The 16,305-nt window shown below is 49.7% G+C and carries 16 protein-coding genes; 6 read left to right on the top strand and 10 right to left on the bottom strand.

All coding sequences use genetic code 11. The annotated features are described in order from the left end of the window. Positions 1-72: 72 nt before the first annotated feature. Together KUE00_RS17630 and KUE00_RS17625 are read right to left on the bottom strand one after the other, a co-directional pair. Positions 73-1,020, bottom strand: a complete 948-nt coding sequence (locus tag KUE00_RS17630; protein ID WP_246761300.1) for an ATP-grasp fold amidoligase family protein — start codon at positions 1,018-1,020, stop codon at positions 73-75. 8 nt (positions 1,021-1,028) lie between these two features. Then, positions 1,029-2,285: an MATE family efflux transporter gene (locus KUE00_RS17625; protein ID WP_246761299.1), complete on the bottom strand. Its 1,257-nt coding sequence runs from the start codon at positions 2,283-2,285 to the stop codon at positions 1,029-1,031. A 540-nt stretch (positions 2,286-2,825) separates the two neighbouring features. Here KUE00_RS17625 and KUE00_RS17620 point away from each other — a divergent pair. Then, entirely contained in the window at positions 2,826-3,221 is a 396-nt protein-coding gene (locus KUE00_RS17620; RefSeq protein WP_246761298.1) for a transposase, read from the top strand. Between the two features lie 849 nt (positions 3,222-4,070). On the opposite strand, the gene KUE00_RS17615 is transcribed toward KUE00_RS17620, so the two are convergent. Further along, positions 4,071-5,030 carry a DMT family transporter gene (locus tag KUE00_RS17615; protein WP_246761297.1) on the bottom strand — a complete coding sequence of 320 codons (960 nt, stop codon included), beginning with the start codon at positions 5,028-5,030 and terminating at the stop codon, positions 4,071-4,073. 262 nt (positions 5,031-5,292) lie between these two features. Here KUE00_RS17615 and KUE00_RS17610 point away from each other — a divergent pair, with 262 nt between their 5' ends. Continuing rightward, positions 5,293-6,228, top strand: coding sequence for a VirK/YbjX family protein (locus KUE00_RS17610; RefSeq protein WP_246761296.1), 936 nt, complete (start codon positions 5,293-5,295; stop codon positions 6,226-6,228). Positions 6,229-6,263: 35 nt separating this feature from the next. Here the strand turns inward: KUE00_RS17610 and KUE00_RS17605 are convergent, their stop codons facing one another. Then, a complete protein-coding gene (locus KUE00_RS17605) occupies positions 6,264-6,695 on the bottom strand; it encodes a DUF3828 domain-containing protein (protein ID WP_246761295.1) in 432 nt (143 codons plus the stop codon). A gap of 634 nt (positions 6,696-7,329) precedes the next feature. Beyond that, positions 7,330-8,568: a phospholipase D-like domain-containing protein gene (locus KUE00_RS17600; protein ID WP_246761294.1), complete on the bottom strand. Its 1,239-nt coding sequence runs from the start codon at positions 8,566-8,568 to the stop codon at positions 7,330-7,332. A gap of 89 nt (positions 8,569-8,657) precedes the next feature. Between KUE00_RS17600 and KUE00_RS17595 the strand changes: the two genes are divergently transcribed. Both KUE00_RS17595 and KUE00_RS17590 read left to right on the top strand, forming a co-directional pair. Next, positions 8,658-9,575, top strand: coding sequence for a pyridoxal-phosphate dependent enzyme (locus tag KUE00_RS17595; protein ID WP_246761293.1), 918 nt, complete (start codon positions 8,658-8,660; stop codon positions 9,573-9,575). Between the two features lie 80 nt (positions 9,576-9,655). Beyond that, entirely contained in the window at positions 9,656-10,123 is a 468-nt protein-coding gene (locus tag KUE00_RS17590; RefSeq protein WP_246761292.1) for an OsmC family protein, read from the top strand. 28 nt (positions 10,124-10,151) lie between these two features. On the opposite strand, the gene KUE00_RS17585 is transcribed toward KUE00_RS17590, so the two are convergent. Next, positions 10,152-10,949 carry a helix-turn-helix transcriptional regulator gene (locus tag KUE00_RS17585; RefSeq protein ID WP_246761291.1) on the bottom strand — a complete coding sequence of 266 codons (798 nt, stop codon included), beginning with the start codon at positions 10,947-10,949 and terminating at the stop codon, positions 10,152-10,154. Between the two features lie 96 nt (positions 10,950-11,045). On the opposite strand from KUE00_RS17585, the gene KUE00_RS17580 reads away from it, so the two are divergent. Further along, on the top strand, positions 11,046-11,804 hold the full coding sequence (locus KUE00_RS17580) for a class I SAM-dependent methyltransferase (protein ID WP_246761290.1): 759 nt from the start codon (positions 11,046-11,048) through the stop codon (positions 11,802-11,804). Positions 11,805-11,945: 141 nt separating this feature from the next. Beyond that, on the top strand, positions 11,946-12,479 hold the full coding sequence (locus KUE00_RS17575) for a hypothetical protein (RefSeq protein ID WP_246761289.1): 534 nt from the start codon (positions 11,946-11,948) through the stop codon (positions 12,477-12,479). 136 nt (positions 12,480-12,615) lie between these two features. Here KUE00_RS17575 and cspE read toward each other — a convergent pair whose 3' ends face one another. The 4 genes from cspE to ssb1 form a co-directional block, all read right to left on the bottom strand. Next, positions 12,616-12,828, bottom strand: a complete 213-nt coding sequence (cspE, locus tag KUE00_RS17570; RefSeq protein ID WP_125290184.1) for a transcription antiterminator/RNA stability regulator CspE — start codon at positions 12,826-12,828, stop codon at positions 12,616-12,618. A gap of 588 nt (positions 12,829-13,416) precedes the next feature. Continuing rightward, positions 13,417-14,331, bottom strand: coding sequence for an alpha/beta fold hydrolase (locus KUE00_RS17565; protein WP_246761288.1), 915 nt, complete (start codon positions 14,329-14,331; stop codon positions 13,417-13,419). 341 nt (positions 14,332-14,672) lie between these two features. Continuing rightward, a complete protein-coding gene (locus KUE00_RS17560; RefSeq protein ID WP_246761287.1) occupies positions 14,673-15,263 on the bottom strand; it encodes a hypothetical protein in 591 nt (196 codons plus the stop codon). A gap of 449 nt (positions 15,264-15,712) precedes the next feature. Further along, positions 15,713-16,255, bottom strand: coding sequence for a single-stranded DNA-binding protein SSB1 (gene ssb1 / locus KUE00_RS17555; protein ID WP_246761286.1), 543 nt, complete (start codon positions 16,253-16,255; stop codon positions 15,713-15,715). Positions 16,256-16,305: the final 50 nt, after the last annotated feature.

Here is a 16,305-nt window from a genome sequence, read left to right as displayed (position 1 = left end):
AGCTTACCTGTACTCTTTAACGAATTGCCTTATCCGGCGGGCCAGATAAGGCCTGTTAGCTTTAGCTTCTTATTAAACGCTTCTTAACGGGACAACCGATGCGGTTTGCGTACGTTCTGGCAGAGTGGCAGAGCGTCCATCCTGTATCCACATGTTGCCCATCATCTCATCCAGCCCGTGCTTCAGTACCGGCATCAGGCCAGCGCCAGGCGTGAAGGTCAGCTCACCGAAGTAAACTTTGTCCTGGCTGATATACCAGTCAATGCGCACATAGTCGAAATCGCTGGCCAGTTTTTTGCTTAGCGCCAGCGCCTCTTCCAGCGAGGCTCTGTTAGCGCGAATATCCAGCCCGGTATCGAAACGCCGGTAAAAACAGGTATCAAGGTTGTTTACATAAAACAGCATTGACAGCGGCTGGTTATCACTGCGATTGAAAATAACCTGCAGAACATATTCGAAATGGCCATCCTGCTTGTTAAACATATGAAATTTATAATCAATCGCGGTGGATTTTTCATCACCGATGCGCTGTTCAACCATGATCTGCGGCTTGATATAGCGATAGTGAATTTCGCGTGATTCGTGCGAGTAATCGCATTTCAGCCACGCTTCACAGCCTTCAATAAGCTTATATTTTTCAATAAAGTCTGGTTCTTCGGTAAAAACTTTTACCATGCCTGAACCGTGATTAGGTTTAACCACCGTATCTTTCAACGTTTCCAGTTCGAATAAGGTTTCCGGGTTATCTGTCGTATGCAACAGCGGTATCAGGTATTCCTCACCAATGGTGTGGGAAATATAATCTCGTACCTGGATCTTATCTGATAACGCTGCGTAACAGTTATAATCGCCTTTAATAAACTTGCGGAACAATACTCTTTCATTAAAAGATTGAGGATGCCGAATGTCGGGCAGCCGCTTAAAGCGATGAAAATAATATAATCTGTCCTGACAAGACCACGGCATAATTCGGATAACGCTTAGCGCAGCCTTCTTGATTCCCGTTTTTGCATTTAACATTTTTTTGCTCACTTATAGGTTTTGTAATTGAGTGAGGAAAGCTGCATTTTAAGAATGACACCATTCTTAAAGAAATAATTCATCAGCGTCAGAGACAAAACTTCCGTCGCCAGCACGCTCCATGCTGCGCCTGAAAGTCCCCAGGTTCGAATGAAAAACCAATTGGTTACCACGCTGAGCGCTACCAGTAAGACAATTTTTACCAGCAGATAGTTAAAGCCGCCTTCTTTCACCATATAGCGGTAGGCTACGGTACCCATCGCGGAAAAACAGGTTGCCAGTGACAGCAGCGTGACCAGGTTACCGGCCGCAATATAGTCATGGCCATACAGCATGCTGACTAACTTTTCGCCAAACACGGCGATGACGGCCAGTATCAGTAGTGACACTGCGGCAACATAGCCGTTGAGTCTGCCAGCCAGCTTTAGCGCCACATCCGCACGCTCTCTGAAGATCTCGGAGAAGCAGGAGGTGATGATGGCCACCGGGATAAATATCCAGGAAGCGGCCAGCGTATTCGCGGCGGTAAACAGTCCCAGCTCATGGGCCGAGCCTACGCCCACCAGGAAAAACTGCGCCAGCTTGACCTGGATTGAAATAAAGACGCTGGATATCGCCAGCGGTAGCCCTGCATGAAACAGGTAGCGCAGATAGCTACGATGTTTACGTTTTGAAGGCGGGCTGAGGCTATTTTCCTGATAAAACGTTGCGCGCTTAATCAGATAAGGCACCAGCGTCACCGCGACGATAGAAAGCGACAACAGCAGCGGACTAAGTTTGAACCAGGCAATCGCAAAACTGATAGCGAAACTGATAATCATTCCCGTTGCGTTGGCGACGGTATTCATTCGTGATTCAAGTCGGGCATTGTTGTAAACGCTGAAAATATCCTGCGTGACAAAAATCGCCGACAAAAATGAAGCAACGGCAAAAACCAGAAAATTTTCCCGCATCATCAGCCATACCCAGGCCAAAACGGGTAATGACATCAACAGCAACAACGCCATACGTAACTGCTTTGCTACTGCCATCAGGCGGATGCCTTTCGCCGTGTTCTTACTGATACTTTTGAACAGAATGGTTTCCGTACCAAAAATAGCAATGGTCTGCACAATTGAAAAAATTGACGCTGAAAAGGCGATTTGGCCAAAAACAGAGGGCCCAAAAGATTTCGCAACATAGGATGTAACAAATATCACGCCAAATACTGAGACGACCTTCTCTGACATCATCCAGGCAGCGTTAGAGACGACACTGTGTTTCATTGAAGCTTCCTTTGTAGGACTAATAACTTATAGCGACAGTCAATACATCCTTGTCTACAACAGAGAAAGTGAACCTGGACTAAACCTGGCAAAATAAAAATCCGGGATATTATTTTACGGACAAAGGGAGGCCGCTCTTATTTAAAAGATTTATCTTTATCAGATCGTTTTTTAACGAATCGTCTGATTTTCCCTGGACTTGATTACAAACAACGCACACATGGCAGCACGGAGGCTGCTGGAGAATATCCTGGCACACATTTTTTGGTTCGCCTGCTGGATCATTCTGAATTACACACTGGCCTTGCTGCTGGCATGAATCGAATTTATAACAAAAACCCGCATATCGAAAGCTAAGCAGTAGCTTTGCAAATAAAATAGGAGAAATCCCATGATGATATTTATTCATAATCCCTTAACTTAAAGCCTGCAATTCAAATCGCGCACTTAACGTCGCTGTCCCGATTAATGGATAAATTAGTTCCATTTTTTAGTTCAGCCATTCTCATCACTTTATAGTTAAGAAAGGTAATAGCATTTATGAGAAAGTCACGATATACCGAAGAGCAAATCACCAGTGCCATTAAAGCATCTGAATGCGGCGTAAAGGTTAAGGAGATTTGTGAAGAACTGGGGATTTCCGAGGCCACCTTCTATAGCTGGAAAAAGAAATATGCCGGATTGTTTTCTGAAGAAGGCAGGAGAATCAAAATGTTAGAGGAACAGGTTCACAGCATGGAACGTGAGCTTCAGATGCTCTCCTCCGACAAAGAGATGCTACAGAGCGTGTTGAAAAACTTCTTTACTACCAACGATAAACGTCAGGCTGTTAATTTTCTGCAGGATACGTTTGATATCGGGACGCGTCGCAGCTGCCGTTTGCTGGATATTAGCCGTAGCGTTTACCATTATCCCTACAACTGTGAAAATCAGTAATTGCAGGACAGTACGTTTTTTATTACCCAGGACCAAATTAAAATATTCTGATCCTTTATTAATAAACGCCGTTCTTTTTTGTGGAGTCCTGAATCAGTGATGAGTTTATTCTCATAGTCATCCCTGCCCAGACTATTGAAATTGATTGCCACCAGAAAAAAAATCATTTTTTCAGATAGTTATGAGCGCATTTGTCTTTGTCGCGAAAGATAAATGCGCCACTTCTGACATAAACCTTACTTACAGATAGCCCCAAAAATCGGCCGCCAGCTCCAGTTATGGTAATCATTCTCTGTTTATGAATGGTTTATGATTCTCATTATTCTTCTCAGTTACAGGCCATCTCTCCATGGCCCCAACCCTTTACTGAAGCGGTTCAGCGTCAATGACGTACATTATCAATACCATAAATTATGCAAAAAACCTTAAGTGTACTGATGAATAGGTATGAAAAGGGTAATGCTGGCTAAACATTTATCCTGTATTTTTAATGTATTCAGGTTTACCTGAGGTCGTCTTAACGACTTCAGGCGGCCAAAAATTTGAGTTTAAGGTGGTTTGTTATCTGAAAAACCGTCTCAAAAAAACAGGTTCAGGAAATGTACAGCCTGAATGGACTGTGCAAAAAATAGGAGAAACAGGATTAGCGATTATTCTTATAGCGGAACAATCTGGTGTTGTGTCATAGACGATTTGCCGTGCCCTGACTTTTTCCTGTATTAAAAACAGCCATAAAATTTGAGCAATATCACAAAAACGGGCAGAAGCGTCAGATTATTACGACCAGCGGCAACAAAAAAAAAGCACATAAAGTGCTTTTTTTTACAATTTTAACCACTGATATTATTTTTAGCCCGGCAGGGTATTTTTTAACGCTTCCGGTTTTATACGTGTGGCGAGCACAACGCCGACAATTAAAGCAGTAATGCCGCAGCTGGTCATTAGCGGAGGCCAGCTTTGACGAAGAATAAAGGTATATGAAAGCGCGGCCAGCGTTTCAAAAACAATCAACGGCCCCACCAGCACGGTGGGCAGGCGCTGGCTGGCTTCGTTCCAGCACAGCGCGCCAAGCCAGGAACAGAGCAGCCCAATCGTAATCATTAACGCGATAAAAATGATGGGCGTTGGGCCAAACGGTAAAGGGAAATCAGGCCGGGTAAGATGCAACTGCAAACTGACCAGCAGATAGCCCACCAGCGATAGCGGCAAGGTTGCCATACCCTGCGCTGTTGCCCAGGTGGTAGCTTTATGATGGGGGTGCTGACGCAGCCATCGAGCATTACGCAGTGGATACCATGTCCAGCAGATCATCGCCATAACGGCCATGCCAATGCCGCTAAAATAGCGTAATAGGTCGTTATGCTGAAAGCTGCCCTGCCATTCTGCAACATTAACGCAGCCCAGTCCCAGCGCGACCAACAGTAAGACCGGCGCAAGCTTACGCCACGGCAGCCGCCCTTCATGATGGCCATAAAGCAGATTTGCACTAACGGAAATTACCACCGGCAGCGTACCGATAATCATACTGGAAACGGGCGCGCCGGTACGCTGAATCGCGCTTGCCAGAAAAGTGTAATAAAGAAGGTTACCCGTTAACGCCAGCTTTAATGCCTCTGTCCAGTCGCCGCGCGATAGCTGCCGCAAACGGTGGCGATCCTGCCAGGCCAGGGGTAAAGCAATCAGCCCAAAGGCAACGTACCGGCCGACTGACTGTAGCGCCCCCGGGTAATCGGGTATCAGCAACGGCCCAATAAAGATCAGTCCCCACATTAATCCTGCGCACAGGGCAAACAGCACTCCAGCCAACATAAAGATTCCAAAACTTTCGGTACGGGAAGTTTCAGATTACGACGTTTGCGCAACGCTATCTATATTTTCACCAAACATCGCCGTTACGTCATCGCCGTATTTTTACTTAATCTACTTATTTTCCTCAAAAAATTTGCGTTAAAAGCCGAAAAAATTAAACATTTTATCAACCACTAAACGAAAGCATTAACTTGCAAAATCCCATTGAGCTTACGTTGAGGTTGCCGGTGTTCAACTACCGCTTTTACACTGGAGCACCAGCATGTCCGATACCATTCTTACGCCTGATCAGGAAAGTAGCCTGACTCTTTTTTTGTCGCTGGTAACGGGCAAGCTAAAACCGGGAAAGCTCTGGTATGACCGCGAGTATCGCCTGAAATACCTTGTGCGCTCTCTGTCCTGCCCCCTGCAAACGATGAAGATCGTTGGCGCGATTACCCGCGAGCCGGTAATGCGCGAAATGTTGGCGGTCCAGCATACGCTGCCAAGCAAAATTCATCGCCCTTACCTGTATGGCGGCATGCCGGTCGCCTCACGTGCGCAGGCAATTATCGATCACTACCAGTTCGCGAAGACGCTGCGCTTTGCGCATCTGCGCCAGGCGCTACTGAGCCAGCAGGGTGCGGAGTTGCTGAATTTTGCGGGCAAAAATGGCGAGCGCTTCTCTATTACTATGGCCTGTACCGGGCGCTGTGAGAGAGAAGGCGAGGTGAATCTTTATTTCAGCCAGGACGATATTAAGCTGGCGATAGTGACCTTTGCCGTAATGGAACAGCAAGGAAAACAAGTGATGGTGATTGGCGGCATCCAGGGTGCCCATCGCGATACGCCACATGAGATGATCCGTACAGCAACCAAAGCCTGCTACGGCCTGTTTCCTAAACGTCTGCTGATGGAAACACTAACATTGTTCTGCCACGCTACGGGTATTACGCAGATTCAGGCCGTCAGCGACAGCGGCCATATCTTCCGCAGCTGGCGCTATCGCCTGAAAAAGAAAAGCCTGTTTCACGCCAGCTATAACGAGTTCTGGGAAACGCTGAACGCCAGCCCGCTCTCATCAAAACTGTATGCTGTCCCGCTGGCGTTTTCCCGTCGGCCGCTGGAGGAGATCGCCAGCAAGAAACGCTCAGAATACCGCAAACGTTATGAACTACTGGACACGATCGCGCTGCAGTTCAGTTCGCATCTCCAGTAAGCAGCACCCTGCCAGCACTTTGCTGGCTGGCAGGATTATTTTTCCTCTTTGACTACGTCATCGATCTTCCAGCCTTCACGATCTTTTCGCATCGTGACCAGCAGCAGTTGTCGATCGTCAGGATCTTTGCCCAGCACAACATCGCCCGATGCCGTTTCTCCGTTAATGGTAAAGCGGCTAACGCTGACGTTACCTACCCAGGCATCACTGTAATCCTGATCCTGCAGGAAAAAGTCATCATCCATGCCTTCCGGACTTTTGATCAGGACGTTAATTTTTTGCAGCAGCTGCGGCGTAACGTACTGGTTTAATACCGGGTCGTGCTCATCAATTGGGCTTTCATCTTTGCTTAGCGCGTCCAGATACCAGCTATAAAAATTTTTGCTGGACGTCTGCGGATCCAGCTCCGCCGCGCTGGCCTGTGTTGCCAGTAGCGCTATACCCAGCGCCAGTATCCATTTCTTCATTAATGCTATCTCTGCCCGTTACTCTGTCGCGTGGTGGCTCCGCGCTGCCCGGTTAATTTACCCTGCCGTTTTCATTAATGAATAAATTTCTGCATTATTTTTAGTAAATGTTTATACGATGTAACCAACCACCAGTGGTTTCTTCCAGCAGGCGGCTGTGCCTATCCTACTATGATCCATACATTACGTCAGGAGCGAAAAGCCTCCGTGCAACACATCAGGAGAAATGCGAGCCGCCTTCTGTTTGCTGATATTGTTTTTCTCTGGTGCCTAAAAAAAGTACCGTCTCCTTTAGCAAAATTGTAAGACCGCCACCTTCAAGGGATGCGGAGAACGCCATTAGAAATGTAGTGAAGCCTGACTCGAAAGTGACAAAGCTGGAAACCGATGTCAGATATGTTCAGGGCGATATTTCAGAAATGAAAAGCGACATGCGCGACATTAAAAAGGAGATGCTCGCCGGGATTTCCGTCTGCTGTTTGGGGTAAACCTTACCACCACGCCAGGGCTGGCTGCGCTGATGGCAAAAGTCTTTCACAGGATTTGATAAACGGGCGCCAGGCAGAAAAGACAGACCCATAACTCTTTGCCACGCAATAGTCCTTTCCGCCGCAGGGAAAAGTCAGGGATTGCGTTACCGATTGTCAGCATCGGACCCGGAAGGATCCCGCTTCAGGCCACCCGGATCAGGCTCGGAATAGTCAGCATCAATGCGTAACGGTTTCGCGTAACAGCTTTGCCACAGTTGCAAATAGAGCGCGTTCAGTCGTTTTGCCATAGCAGCATCGTTTTGCACCAGCTCCAGATTACGCGAATGATCAAAATAACCGCCGCGCCAGTTGCTGGTGCCTACCCACGCCAGCTCATCATCTATCGTCATGATTTTACTGTGCACGACGCGGGCCCAGGGAATAAAACCGCTGCTCGCCTCGGGTATGGTCACCACTTTTATCGTCACGTCAGGCACCAGCGCCAGGCTTTTTAGCCAGTCAATTTCAGGCTGTCCGGTATTCCAGCTGGCCACCATCAGCTCAACCTGCACGCCACGAGCCGCCGCAGCTCGCAGCGCATTGTCGATAACGGCGTAAAAAGGACGGCTACGCTTTTCGCCACAGGAGAGCGGTGCATACTCCATCACCTGTACCCGAATACGCTGCCTGGCAGACGCCAGCAGCTGCGGTAAGACCGTTTGCGAATCTGCAATGCCTGCCGGATTCCAGGCTCGTGGGCTGGCGATAAGGTAACTTCCACGACGAAGATCTTCCGGTAACCAGTCCGTACCGCTTTCCGGCACCTTTTCTCCTGCGGCCAGCAGCGGTTGCGCATGCCAGTCATGGTCAAAGATAGCGGCAATTTGCGTGACAACCCGACCGCTATTAATCAATAAACCGGTTTCCTGAATATGTTCCAGCGCCCGCCAGTCAAAGTTCTGGCTACCGACAAAGCTCTGTTTGCCGTCCACCAGAATATATTTAGCGTGGATGATGCCGCCGGCCAGCTTGCTGAAGGGAATGACGCGCAGCGTCAGGCCTGGGATGGTTTGCAGCTGTGCTATTGTCTCTGCCGTACTCATCTTCACGCCTTTCTGGTCCAGCAGAAAACGGATTTTAACGCCGCGTTCGCCAGCCTGCCGCAGCGTATGGATAACCTTATCCAGCCGTGAACCGGCTTCGTTAGCCACGTAAAACTGCGCTATATCGATTTTCGTCTGCGCATTAGCAAACATCTCCTGCCAGACGGCAGCGCTGCTGCGTAAATCAGGTGCGGCCAGCGTTGTTTCCGCTGGCGCGTCGTATACCAGCTCAAAGTCTGCTGTTTTAGCCTGGCTGACAGCCGGTATACTCGCTGCCAGCGCTTTAAAAGTATCAATCATTCTCATCCTCGTTTTAAACAAATATAGAGAGGGTTATGATTGATTCATATTTTAATCTTCTTCTTACCCACCTTTATCGCAGGAAAAGTATGCCGTTACATCTCACTACGCCGCTTGTCCAGTCAACTCCTCTTAGCCTGATTACCGGAAGTGATGTCTGGTTAAAAATGGATGCGCTCCAGCCGCCCGGCTCTTTTAAAATTCGCGGCATCGGGCTGGCCTGTCAGCATTACCAAAGCAAAGGCGCTAAGCGCTTTGTATCTTCATCCGGCGGCAACGCGGGCCTGGCGGTAGCCTGGGCTGGCCGTCAGCTGGGCGTTCCCGTTATCGTGGTAGTGCCTGAAACGACTTCTGCTCGGGCTGTCGAACTGTTGCGCCAGGAAGAGGCAGAAGTGGTGATACAGGGCGCCTCATGGCAGGAAGCCAATCAGCATGCGCTTTCACTGATGGGCGACAATGATGCTTTTCTGCATCCGTTTGACGATCCGCTACTCTGGCAGGGCCATGCCAGCCTGATTGACGAGGTGGCCGCCACGGAGGTTAAACCCGACGCGGTAATCCTTTCCGTCGGCGGCGGCGGCCTGATGAGCGGCATAGTAGAAGGTCTACAGCGCAACGGCTGGCATGATGTGCCGGTGATAGCGGTAGAGACAGAAGGCGCGGCATCTTTTCATGCTGCTCTTCAGGCAGGCTCCACGGTAGAGCTGGCCGCCATCACCAGCATCGCGGGTTCGCTGGGCGCGAAACGGGTTTGCGAACAGGCGTTACGCTGCGCCGCTACGCATCCCATACATAGCGTGCTGGTTTCCGATCGCCAGGCCATCACCGCCTGTAGCCGTTTTCTGAATGACCACCGGGTGCTGACGGAATTAGCCTGCGGCGCAAGCCTCGCCTGCGTTTACGATAATCATCCCCTGCTGGCTTCCTTTAAAAAACCGCTGGTGGTCGTCTGCGGTGGCGCGACGATGACGGCAGAACAGCTACGGCATCTTTCTGAAAATAGCTGAAGCGCTGGATTCCGTCTGGGTAAAGCGGACGAAAAACGCTAACCTTTTTGTTCATTTAACAACAAGAAGAAACAAGTGCTATGGCAGATCGCGAGCATCACTATCACGTCACCGTTGAGTGGACCGGTAATAAAGGACAAGGCACCGAAACCTACAGGACGTATGACCGCCAGTTTAAGGTAACCGCCAGTGCTAAAGCGGATATTGCAGGTTCATCCGATCCCGCTTTTCTGGGCGATGCCAGCCGCTGGAATCCGGAAGAGATGCTGCTGGCTTCAACGTCAGCCTGCCACAAGCTCTGGTATCTGCATTTGTGTGCCGAAGCGGGGATCTGTGTGGAGAGCTACTGCGATAAAGCCGAAGGCACGATGACCGAAGGCAAGCAGGGCCGCTTCACGCAGATAGTCCTGAAACCGCAGATTACCCTGCGTGCCGGTGATGATATTGAACAGGCGAAAGCGTTACACCACCAGGCTCACGAACAGTGCTTTATTGCCAACTCGCTGAACTTCCCGGTGCTTTGCGAGCCGGAAATTAAGCACGTTTAACCTGAACGGCTGACCTCATCTGGCCAGGCTACCGCGGAGCCTCGCTTCTTCGTTCCGGGATTAGCATAATCATTTTGAGCGAGCGGTTACTGGTCAGCTGCCAGCTGAGATGGCGATAGTGCAGTTCGCCAAGGTTCTGGTGGCGAAAGGATCGCTCGCCGCCTTCGCGCGCAATGACCTGCTGTAGCGACCAGAATGCGCGAAACGTGGCGTTTTCCTGCATCCGGCTGACAAAAGCCGTTAACTGCTGGTCATGCGGGAAATGCATAGTATCCGCACGCAGCTCGGCCACAATGCGTTTTGCGCGCCCTTCCCAGTCGATTACCAGCCTTTTTGCCAGCGGATGCTGAAACATGAACGCCATCATATTCGGCTGGCTATCGCTATCCAGCCAGCCCTGAAACAGGGTAGCTGTCGGCGCGTTCCAGGCCAGCATATTGCAGGTTAAATCAAGCAGGTAGCAGGGATCGCTAACCTGATGTACCGCCGCCAGCACCGCTTGCTCAATGGCCGGCACCTGTTCTTGTTGCGGATCGCTCTGCTGCGCCAGTCGAAACAGATAGTCTCGCTCGACCGACTTCATTTGCAGCGTGCTGGCAATGTTAGCCAGCGTCTGTGCCGAGACGACAATTTCCCTGCCCTGTTCAATCCAGGTATACCAGGTCGTACTGATACCGCTTAGTAGCGCCACTTCCTCACGCCGTAGCCCTTTGGTTCTTCTTCTGGCCGCTATCGGCAAGCCCAGCTTTTCCGGCGAGGTATTTTCACGCTGGCTGCGTAAAAAATTGCCCAGCGCTTTTGGGCCAAAAAGCGGTGTCTGACTCATGGTGGTCACTCCTGATACCAGTATAAACACCCATATTGTACCCCCTTAAGGCAGATCGTATAGTCATTATCTACTTCTGGAAAAAGGCGTTTTACCATGAAAAACAGTCACGAAGTTTTAGTTGAAAGTCAGTTTGGCGACCAGGCTCAGGCTTATCTGGACAGCACCGTTCATGCTCAGGGTGCCGATCTGCAAAGGCTGGTGCAGTGGTTAAGCGATGATGCGCAGGCCACGCTGCTGGACATCGGCTGCGGCGCAGGACATGCCAGCTTTGCCGCCGCCAGCCGGGTAGCTCAGGTAACCGCTTACGATTTGTCAGAAAAAATGCTGAAGGTAGTGAGTGAAGCCGCTGCCGAACGCGGTTTGCACAACCTGACCACCGCGCATGGGCCAGCGGAAGCCCTGCCTTTTGCTGCTGCCAGCTTTGATATTGTCATTAGCCGCTATTCGGCGCATCACTGGCACGATGTGGGTATGGCGCTGCGTGAGGTCAAACGCGTTTTAAAACCCGACGGAAAATTTATCCTGATGGATATCGCTTCGCCCGGTCTGCCCATATTAGACGTCTGGCTGCAAACGGTTGAGATGCTGCGCGATCCTTCCCACGTCAGGGATTATTCACAGGGCGAATGGCTGTCGATGGTGAATGAAAGCGGCATGGCCGTTAACCGCCTGGCCGTCGATCGTCTGGATCTGGAGTTCAGCAGCTGGATCGAAAGAATGCAGACGCCGGATGAACTGACGCAGGCAATCCGCCTGTTGCAGGCTAAAGCTTCGGACAGCGTAAAACACCACTATGCCATCCAGCCGGACGGATCGTTCAGCACCGATACCATTATGTTTCAGGCAGGCTAGCCAGCGGCCTGGTTTTAATCGCTGCGGCGCGGTGGGTTTTTACGCACCTTTCATCTTCGCTTCTGGCATAGTGGCGGGTACGTCAAGACCAGGCCATAGTAGGTAAGCGCCGCTAACCTTTTATTAATCAGGAAGAACAGAATGAGAATTGCCTGCCTTGGCTGGGGATCGCTAATCTGGAAGCCCGGCGTGCTGCCGGTTGCCGGTGAGTGGAAACAGGATGGCCCCCGCCTGCCAATTGAATTTTCCCGTATCAGCGACGGCGGTGAGCTGGCGACGGCCATCTGCCTGAATGCCGACCCCGTTCCCGTGCTTTGGGCATGGCTTGACGTTGATAATTTGTTTACTGCCATTCAGTTATTAAAACAGCGCGAAGCTGTTCCGGCGGAACGCAATGACGGCATTGGTTCGCTGAAGGTAACGGATACGTCAGCTGGCCTGCTGGCAGAGTGGGCAAAAGCCAGAAACATTGATGCGCTAATCTGGACCGCGCTGCCGCCGCGTAACGATCATGTAGAAAATTGCATTCCGCCGATCGAACAGGCGGTAGCCTATCTTACTGCTTTGCAGGGTGAAACGCGTGAGCATGCCAGGGATTATATTCAGCGTGTCCCGGCACAGATTGATACCGCCTATCGCCGGATTATCGTGGAAAGCTTAGGCTGGCAGAGCTGAGATTTCAGGCATAAAAAAACCCGCTCGGAGGCGGGTTTTTTGCTGTCTGTCATTTTTCGCTTAGCTGCTCAGGCTGTTGCCTTCATCGCTATCGTAAGCGCAGGGATCACATTACAGCAGAATTATGGTCGTAATATTACAGCGCAACAACGTTAGCGGCTGAAGGACCTTTAGCACCATTCTCGATGGTGAATTCAACCTTCTGACCTTCGTCCAGCGTTTTGTAGTCATTACCCTGGATTGCAGAGAAATGTACAAATACGTCTTTGCTGCCGTCTTGCGGAGAAATGAAGCCGAAACCTTTATCCGCGTTAAACCATTTTACTAAACCAGTCATTTTACCAGACATCGATATTTCCTTAATTTTTGAGCCACTTGAAATGGCATGAAGGCCTGTTTCCAGAGCATAACTTATGGGCACTTAGAAGAAGATCAGGAGAAAGGATATCTTTGGATAACGCTTGCGCTGAGGACTGCTTTACTAAAACTGCTTTCATAAGGTCTGTATTCCAAACCGATGTCGCTATTAAGTCATGCCTGACTCAGTTAAGCAATGTTTATTTTTACTGCCCCTTCCTTCCATCGCGGTTAAAGGGCGCTACGACGGGCCTGAGCCGCAAAAGAGGCATGAAAATAAACTTTACGTCACGGCCGCTCGGCCGTCGTTTAAAATTTAAAAGCGATAATCAGGCGACGATTCGTACGCAAAACTGCTTTCGCCTGCCAGACGGTTCAGGCTGTTTGATTACGAAACTTTACCAAAAGAGGCCGACCATCTAATCAACGGCCGCTGGATATTACCTTTCAGTGCCGCGATGTCGCCGCCATGGCGTTGTTTATTGCTGCAGACGATGCACGCGGCCGTACCACGCGCAGTTTATTGTTGGTGCCGGTATTCTGCTTAGCTAAGCCCGTTTAACATTAGGTTCTCACTGGCTCAGGTTAAAAAAGGCAGTAACGCCGTCAGCGTTTTTTCCGGTATTTCTTCCTGCGGTACATGACCACAGGGCAAAGCGTGGCCGCTGACGTCGTGTGCTTTTTCCCGCCACGTGGCAATAACGTCATAGAGCTGGCCAACCGTGCCTTTTTCTCCCCATAGCAGCAGTAAAGGGCACGCAATGCGCTTATTACTGTCCGCCCTGTCATCTTCCAGATCGATAGTGGCCGCCGCGCGATAATCTTCACAGGTTGCGTGGATCATTGCCGGATTCTGATAACAGCGCAGATAGTCGGCAAAGATTTCCGGCTCCGTCGCACCGGGCGTTTTCAACTGGTCCTCGATATGTTTTTGCAAAAAGAAAGCCGGATCGTTACCGATCATTCTCTCCGGCAGCGGCGCGGGTTGGATCAGGAAAAACCACCAGAAATAACGTGTGGCAAAAGCTTTATCCGTTAATGCATACATGGTTGCCGTCGGCGCAATATCTATAAAGACGCAGCGATCGACACGATCGGGATAATCAAGGGCCAGCCGATGCCCTACCCGTCCGCCGCGATCGTGGCCAACAAAAGAGAACTGTTGATAACCCAGCGCGGCCATCAGCTGGATAATGTCTTCGGCCATCACCTTTTTTGAATAGCAGCGGTGTTCAGCGTCGCCTTCAGGTTTGTCGCTGTCGCCATAGCCGCGCAGATCCGGCATCACTACCGTAAACCGTCTGCTTAGTTCAGGCGCAATTTTGCGCCATGTCAGATAGTTCTGCGGATGTCCATGCAGCAACACTAAAGGCCTGCCGGTGCCCATCACTGCGGCGCGCAGCCTGATGCCGTTTGGCAGAGTGACATCTTTGAGGGCGCAATCGGAAATAAAGGGGGAATCGCCAGCGTTAACTACGTTATTTTTCAGGTTCATGCTTTCTCCTTTTCAGTAAGGATAGACGGCGCGGCCTGTTTTACTCGCTGTTCCGCTAAGGCTCTTTTCTTTGCTCTCTGATTAATATTCATCCTCGTCACATTATGACAATTATCGCTCATAAATATGGACAAATGCAGGAAGGGCACCCGTCGCGTTACTGGATAATAGTCGTCGCTGGTCGACTATATCCAGAGCGGAATGAAATCCAGCGCGGAATGAAGTCCAGAGCGGAATGAATAAAAGCGACAGGCACTAATGAGCATAACGTAGCGAGACGTTAAAACGCAGGAAAAACCTCCCACATAATAAATATGAAGGGATATCGCGCTTGACCGGTTCTAAATGGTAAATTTAACTATATAGCCAGAAATAAAAGTTACTCTACCGTATGTTAATCTAAGCATTGTGGCGACTTTACCAAAACCGTCGTGTTCCCCCAGTAAATAAACCGCCCTGTTTGGATCATACCAATATATTTTATTATTTATTTTTAACAGGGCTACTGCATGAAGATCAAGATTGTCTCCATAGTCAATACTGAATATCATGCCCTGCGTTTTACCGTTTTTTTCCCTGAAAAAATTCTCCAGATAGCTTCTTTGCTCGTTAAAAAAACCAATCATTTCAAGCTGTAGCGCAGGTAATCCTGAGTTTTTTGCTATGGCGTTATGTGCTTCAATTTTTTGCATGAAAATCGAAAAAGTTCCACCACGACTAGCGTAACGTTGGGCTGAAAAGGCTTTTTCATAAAATTCAGTACTGCTATTCAAGAGAGCATCTTGCGTGTATCTGTTAATATTTCGAGTTCTCATATTTGATGCCAGCCAGGTATAGCATGCGCCAGAACAAACGCCTCCCCGCTTGTATATAGCCGGAGAGCTTTTTAAAAACTCGCGATATTTTTTAGTAACGGACACAATCACTATCATTTAAAATTCCCTTTTATTAACGATCCTTTAATTTTTCCTGAAATTAAGCGAGCCTGACTGGCACAACAGGATTTTTTCGATTGAAAATATATAAATTATGGTTTGAAAGTCAAGACAGGAACCAAAACTCAAGAGTTGTAGTCAGTTATTATTATTGACCACTACGATATGACCCTGAATAACCGTGAGGCTTAGATAGCCCGAAACCTACTATGAATGAGGAGTTAACCCATCAGGCCTAACCATTTGGGTTTGCAGCGGCTGGCGCAAAGGAGGTAATTCCCCTCGCGACCAGCCTTTTCCTGACGTGCTATGCTTCCCTCCCTCTTTCGAGGTTTAAACCCATTACCGGGTAAGGACAAGCCAGGCCTGCATCAGGCTTACCAGCAGCCTGCGGCTAGCTCAATAAATCAAGTTAACCCTTTGATTTAGCTATTTATATCAGACAATCAGAACGGAATGTCGTCGTCAAAATCCATTGGTGGCTCATTGCCCGCTGGCGCGCTGTTCTGCTGCGGCTGCTGTGGGCGAGACTGCTGCTGACCACCGCTGAACTGGTTGCCGCCCTGTGGCTGCTGAGGCTGGCCCCAGCCGTTGTTGTTGCCCTGGCTCTGACCGCCACCGGCCGGTGCGCCGCCGCCCTGACGTCCACCCAGCATCTGCATGGTGCCGCCAACGTTGACCACAACCTCGGTAGTGTACTTCTCTACGCCCGCCTGGTCGGTCCATTTACGCGTTTGCAGTGCACCTTCGATATAAACCTGGGAACCTTTGCGCAGGTATTCGCCTGCCACTTCTGCCAGCTTGCCGAACAGCACCACACGGTGCCATTCCGTTTTCTCTTTGGTTTCGCCGGTCTGCTTGTCACGCCAGCTTTCGGACGTGGCCAGAGTAATGTTGGCAACGGCGCCGCCATTCGGCATGTAGCGGACTTCCGGATCCTGACCCAGATTTCCCACCAGGATTACTTTATTTACGCCTCTGCTGGCCATGTTCGTCTCTCCGATAAATGTTCTTAGCTTAAGGATGAAATTCTAACACG

The organism is Erwinia phyllosphaerae, assembly GCF_019132875.1.
Lineage (GTDB): Bacteria > Pseudomonadota > Gammaproteobacteria > Enterobacterales > Enterobacteriaceae > Erwinia > Erwinia phyllosphaerae.
Note: the sequence above shows the minus strand (reverse complement) of the source record. Positions and strands in the feature narration are given on the sequence as shown.

Coding starts and splice junctions, on each gene's coding strand:
- KUE00_RS17585 (WP_246761291.1), bottom strand. CDS start 10,949: ATGAGTCAGACACCGCTTTTTGGCCCAAAAGCGCTGGGCAATTTTTTA.
- KUE00_RS17630 (WP_246761300.1), bottom strand. CDS start 1,020: ATGTTAAATGCAAAAACGGGAATCAAGAAGGCTGCGCTAAGCGTTATC.
- KUE00_RS17560 (WP_246761287.1), bottom strand. CDS start 15,263: ATGATAGTGATTGTGTCCGTTACTAAAAAATATCGCGAGTTTTTAAAA.
- KUE00_RS17620 (WP_246761298.1), top strand. CDS start 2,826: ATGAGAAAGTCACGATATACCGAAGAGCAAATCACCAGTGCCATTAAA.
- cspE (WP_125290184.1), bottom strand. CDS start 12,828: ATGTCTGGTAAAATGACTGGTTTAGTAAAATGGTTTAACGCGGATAAA.
- ssb1 (WP_246761286.1), bottom strand. CDS start 16,255: ATGGCCAGCAGAGGCGTAAATAAAGTAATCCTGGTGGGAAATCTGGGT.
- KUE00_RS17625 (WP_246761299.1), bottom strand. CDS start 2,285: ATGAAACACAGTGTCGTCTCTAACGCTGCCTGGATGATGTCAGAGAAG.
- KUE00_RS17605 (WP_246761295.1), bottom strand. CDS start 6,695: ATGAAGAAATGGATACTGGCGCTGGGTATAGCGCTACTGGCAACACAG.
- KUE00_RS17580 (WP_246761290.1), top strand. CDS start 11,046: ATGAAAAACAGTCACGAAGTTTTAGTTGAAAGTCAGTTTGGCGACCAG.
- KUE00_RS17595 (WP_246761293.1), top strand. CDS start 8,658: ATGCCGTTACATCTCACTACGCCGCTTGTCCAGTCAACTCCTCTTAGC.
- KUE00_RS17575 (WP_246761289.1), top strand. CDS start 11,946: ATGAGAATTGCCTGCCTTGGCTGGGGATCGCTAATCTGGAAGCCCGGC.
- KUE00_RS17590 (WP_246761292.1), top strand. CDS start 9,656: ATGGCAGATCGCGAGCATCACTATCACGTCACCGTTGAGTGGACCGGT.
- KUE00_RS17565 (WP_246761288.1), bottom strand. CDS start 14,331: ATGAACCTGAAAAATAACGTAGTTAACGCTGGCGATTCCCCCTTTATT.
- KUE00_RS17610 (WP_246761296.1), top strand. CDS start 5,293: ATGTCCGATACCATTCTTACGCCTGATCAGGAAAGTAGCCTGACTCTT.
- KUE00_RS17600 (WP_246761294.1), bottom strand. CDS start 8,568: ATGATTGATACTTTTAAAGCGCTGGCAGCGAGTATACCGGCTGTCAGC.
- KUE00_RS17615 (WP_246761297.1), bottom strand. CDS start 5,030: ATGTTGGCTGGAGTGCTGTTTGCCCTGTGCGCAGGATTAATGTGGGGA.